Here is a 5,015-nt window from a genome sequence, read left to right as displayed (position 1 = left end):
CCGTTGTCTGAAAAGCACGGTGCATATCGCTCGCGCGCCGGACCGGGTGGCGCATACGCTGCTCGACTCGATTGTTGAAAACTACAAGCCGGCCCTCGACGAGTTGTCACTTGAGATCGGCGAGCTGGAACAGGAGGCCTTGCAGAATCCCACACGGGGAACACTGAACAAAATCCTGCAGGTCAAAAAGGAGGTGCTGCATTTGCGACAAATCATCGGGCCGCAACGCGAGGTGCTGGCGCGGTTTGCCCGCGGCGAATTCAAGCTGATTCGCGCCCATCTGGTGCCGTACTACCGGGACGTTTATGACGCGTTGTTCCACATTTCGGAACTGGCCCAGGCCTACACGGATTCTTTGACGGGGCTCCTGCAGGTTTACTTGAACATGTCGTCGAATCAAACCGGCGAAGTTGTCAAGCTGTTGACGATGATCACCGTGATAACGACACCCTTGATGATGATCGGCACTTGGTACGGGATGAATTTTAAAGGCATGCCCGAACTCGAGGTCCGTTACGGATATGAGCTGGCCACGGCGGTGACGGTGACCGCGACGGCGGCCACGTATTGGTATTTCAAAAGAAGGAAGTGGTTCTGATGGCGGCTACGAAATCCAGTTTCCTCGACAAGGTGCTCGGGCGCATCGGCCGGCTGGACCCCGAAGGGCTTCAGACCGTCGTTCAACGGCTGGCTCACGAACGAAGCTTCCTGGAGACACTCTTCAATACGATAGAAGACGGCGTGCTGGTGACGGACGGACAGGGCCGGGTGCTCTATTTTAATCAAGCCGTGACGAACCTGCTCGGATTAAAGCGGGAAGAGGCGGAGGGCCACCCGGTCACGAGGTACCTTCCGGACCTGAACTGGAAGGAATTGTCCGTCCGAGACCGGGCTGGTGGGAAGCAGGTTGTCCGGCAGGAATTCGAGGTGAACTATCCGCGACAACGCTTTTTAAGGCTTTATGTCGCTCCCCTGGGCGGTGAGGCGGCCGGAAGTGCCGGCGTCGCGCTGATTCTGCACGATGCGACCGAGGCGCGGCAAAAGACCTTCGAAGCCGTCGAAAGCGAACGGGTTCAGGCGTTGACGCTGCTGGCCGCGAGTGTGGCGCATGAGATCGGCAATCCGCTCAACGCGTTGCACATTCATTTGCAGTTGATGGAGAGGGAACTGGAAAAACTCAAACGCGCGGCGGATGAACCGCCCGGTGGGGGCTTTTCCGCGAAACGGCCCCGCCCGCAGATCGTGCAGAGAGGGAACGAAACCAAAGAAATCACGCTTAAACTTGAGAACTATCTGGGCGTGGCGAAGGGGGAAATCGCGCGGCTCGACTATATCGTCACGCAGTTTCTCCAGGCCATCCGGCCCACTCCGCCTCAAAAGAAATCCGCCTCGTTGAACGAAATTGTCCGGGAAACCGTGGAGTTGCTCCGGCCCGAGATCGAAAACCGCGGTCTCGCGATCGATGAAAAACTTGCGCCGCAGTTGCCCAACGCCCCGCTCGACCCCGCGCAAATCAAACAGGCGCTGGTCAACCTGATGAAAAATGCGATGCAGGCGATGACCCGCGGCGGGATGCTGTCGGTGCAAACCGGTTCGGGTGCCGACGGCGTCTCGGTCAGCGTCGCCGACACCGGATGCGGCATCCCACCGGATCAGTTAAACCGAATTTTCGAGCCGTTTTTCACAACCAAAAAACGGGGATCCGGCCTGGGACTGATGATCGTGCAGCGGATCGTAAGGGAACACGGCGGACTGATCAAACTGGAGAGCCACGTTGGGCAGGGAACGATGTTCCGCATCTGGCTGCCGCTACACGAACCACAGCCGCGATTGCTGAACGCGCCATTGCATGATTAAACCGACGTTGCTCATTGTGGACGACGAAAAGCCGACGCGCGACGGGTTGCGGGCCGCGTTGGAAGACCGTTACGACGTTTACCTGGCCGAGGACGCGGCCGCGGCGCTGAATCTTATCGAGAAGGAGGCGTTCGATGTTTTGCTTACAGATCTCCGTCTGCCGGGAGAGGATGGAATGAAGTTGATCTCCCGGGCCAAGTCTCTTTCCAAAGCGCCCATCTGTATTCTGATGACCGCCTACGGTTCGGAGGACGTGGCTGTGGAAGCGATGAAGCGGGGCGCGGACGACTATATTGCCAAAGGCCGGATGCAAATCGACGAGCTCGAGATGAGGATTGCCAGAGCGTTACGGCGTCAATCGCTCGAGATTGAGAACGAGTCGCTCCGGCAGCAACTCGACCAGAAATACGGGCTGGAAAACATCACCGGAGAGTCGGCCGCAATGCGGGAGGTGCTGGAGACGGTGCGGCAGGTCGCGCCAGCAAAGTCCAACGTGCTCATCACTGGCGAAAGCGGTACGGGCAAGGAACTCATTGCCCGCGCGATCCATCAGTTAAGCCCGCGTGTGCGGCAGCCGCTCGTGGCGGTGCATTGTGCGGGCCTGCCGAGAGAGTTGATCGAGAGCGAATTGTTTGGGCACGAAAAAGGAGCCTTTACCGGCGCGCACGAACGGCGCATCGGGCGGGTCGAGCAGGCTCAGGGCGGGACGTTGTTTCTCGATGAAATCGGGGAGATCGACGCAACGATCCAGATCAAGCTGCTGCGATTTCTCGGCGAGCGAACCTTTGAGCGCGTGGGTTCCAATAAAACTCTGACCTCAGACGTGCGGCTGGTTGCCGCGACGAACAAAAATCTGGAGGAACTGGTTCGGTCCGGGGCATTCCGCGATGATCTCTACTTCCGGCTGAAAGTCGTGGAAATCTGTCTGCCGCCGCTGCGTGAGCGGACGGGTGACATCCCGCTGCTCGCGCAGGTTTTTCTGCGGGAGTTCGCAAGGGAAAACGACAAAAAAGTGAACGATTTCAGTAATGAAGCACTCGAAGCGTTGATGAGACACCGCTGGCCCGGCAATGTCCGGGAGCTCCGCACTGCCATTGAACATGCCGTTGTGCTTTGTCGGGGTGAAAGAATCGTATTGCGCGATCTGCCGGCAGAAGTGCGAAGTGGCGGCGGCCCACCGCCCACCGCCGGAAACCAACTCCTCGCGCAAAACAATCTGACGGTGCAGGAGGCTGAAAAACAACTCATCATCCGGGCGTTGAAAGAATCGAATGGAAACCGGACTCTGGCGGCGAAGAAGATAGGTATCAGCCGGCGGACGCTGCACCGGAAACTTCACACTTATCATCTGGAGGAATTTTGAAACGCCCCGCGAAGGCAGGCGCAGGCGGGGGCGATAAGAACTTCCCGGCGGAACCGGTCACATGATTCGCTTACAGGAACTGATCCACAAATTTGAGGTGGGTGAAGGAACGCGCCACGTCCGGACATTCGCGGCCATTCTGGTGTTGCTCGCGCTCGCGACCATTTACGATGTGCGTGAGTATCGGAATTTTTCCACAACCGAGGCGATGGATACCGCGCAGTTGGCCCGTAACATTGCTGAAGGACGGGGTTACACGACGCTGTTCGTCCGCCCTCTCAGCATCAGCCTCGTCGAGTCACGCCAAATGCAGCTCGGCCGGCGGACAAATGACTTTGCGCTTTTGAAGTCGGGCCATCCAGATCTCGCCAATCCGCCTCTGTATCCCCTGATACTGGCGGGGCTCATGAAAGTGCTGCCGTTTGATTACCAAATCACCGATCGCGACGTTGCTCGCGGCTTGATGCTATTCCGTTACCAGCCCGAAGAGTTGATTTCTTTTTTCAACGAGGCGCTGTTCCTTGTCGTGATTTTCCTGGTCTTTCGGCTGGCACGCCGGTTGTTTGACACGTCGGTAGCCTGGATCTCGGCCGTGATGATCGCCGGTTCGGACTTGTTCTGGAGGTTCAGCGTCTCAGGACTCTCCACTGTGCTGCTTATGGTGATCTTTCTAAGCGTCGTATGGTGTTTGGTATTCATGGAGGAAGCGTCGCGTAACTCGCAGCGAGGTGGCGCATGGTTTGCCGCGATTGCCCTGGTCGTTGGAGGGCTGCTTGGTCTTGGCGCATTGACCCGATATTCATTTGGCTGGTTGATATTGCCGGTGCTGGCCTTTGTCGCGCTTTACCTGAGCCGGCGTCGTGTTGTCCTCTGCCTGGTGGTCTTTGCCGCCTTCGTTGCGGTTCTCGCGCCGTGGCTAGCCCGCAACCATGCCTGGTCGGGGACGTTGTTTGGGACCGCCGGATACGCCGCTGTGGAAGGCACCGCGGCGTTTCCCTCCGACCAACTGGAACGGTCGCTGAAACCGGATTTCGGCATCGTCGCTTTCAACGATTTCTTTCGCAAGCTTGCAGTGAACACCAGCGGAATCCTCCAGGACGAGTTGCCGAAGCTGGGCGGAAACTGGATCAGCGCGTTTTTCCTGGTCGGACTGCTGGTTCCGTTCGTAAGCAAGGCGCTCGGCCGGGTGAGAATTTTTCTGGTCTTATCCTTGGTTGTGGTGACGGTCGCGCAGGCGATGGGGAAAACGCATTTGTCGGAAGCGTCGTCCGAAATCAATTCGGAGAACCTGCTGGTTCTGCTGGCTCCGCTGGTGTTCATTTACGGCGCGGGAATGTATTCAATGCTACTGGACCAGTTGAACCTGCCATTCCCGCAACTGCGGCATGTCGTGACCGGAGTCGTTGTGGTGCTGGTCAGCAGTCCGTTGATACTCACTCTTTTGCCCCCGCGCGAGTTTCCGCTCGCCTTCCCGCCGTATTCCCCCCCCTGGATCCAGCAATTCGGTCGCTGGATGGAGGAAAAGGAGCTGGTGATGAGCGACATGCCATGGGCGATGGCATGGTACGGCAGGCGGCAGAGCGTCTGGACGACTCTGAGCGTACGAGACGATCAGAGACGCGACGATTTTTTTTCGATCAACGATTCGCGAAAGCCAATTCGCGCGCTCTATTTGACGACACTGAGCATGGATGCGCGGTTCCATTCTCAAATAATCAAAGGCAAGCCAGGAACGTGGGAAAGGTTTCTGCTGGACGGATTGGTGACGACCAACGGGCTTCCGGTTGGTTTCCCG

Annotated in this window: 4 protein-coding genes; all 4 read left to right on the top strand. The window is 57.9% G+C overall.

Annotated features, from left to right (window positions below; translation table 11 throughout):
• Positions 1 to 598, top strand: a 598-nt coding sequence (locus VN887_07285; protein HXT39809.1) for a magnesium transporter CorA family protein, incomplete at its 5' end; no start/stop codon positions are given.
• A complete protein-coding gene (locus VN887_07280; protein HXT39808.1) occupies positions 598 to 1,857 on the top strand; it encodes an ATP-binding protein in 1,260 nt (419 codons plus the stop codon). The genes VN887_07285 and VN887_07280, both read left to right, overlap by 1 nt.
• Positions 1,850 to 3,220, top strand: a complete 1,371-nt coding sequence (locus VN887_07275; GenBank protein HXT39807.1) for a sigma-54 dependent transcriptional regulator — start codon at positions 1,850 to 1,852, stop codon at positions 3,218 to 3,220. The genes VN887_07280 and VN887_07275 overlap by 8 nt, the downstream gene beginning before the upstream one ends.
• A 61-nt stretch (positions 3,221 to 3,281) precedes the next feature.
• On the top strand, positions 3,282 to 5,015 hold a 1,734-nt coding region (locus tag VN887_07270; GenBank protein ID HXT39806.1), incomplete at its 3' end, for a glycosyltransferase family 39 protein.

The sequence above is a fragment of the Candidatus Angelobacter sp. genome, assembly GCA_035607015.1.
In the GTDB taxonomy this organism is placed as follows: Bacteria; Verrucomicrobiota; Verrucomicrobiia; order Limisphaerales; family AV2; genus AV2.
Note: the sequence above shows the minus strand (reverse complement) of the source record. Positions and strands in the feature narration are given on the sequence as shown.

Excerpts from the sequence above, each read along its gene's own strand:
- VN887_07280 (HXT39808.1), top strand. The coding sequence starts at position 598 with ATGGCGGCTACGAAATCCAGTTTCCTCGACAAGGTGCTCGGGCGCATC.
- VN887_07275 (HXT39807.1), top strand. The coding sequence starts at position 1,850 with ATGATTAAACCGACGTTGCTCATTGTGGACGACGAAAAGCCGACGCGC.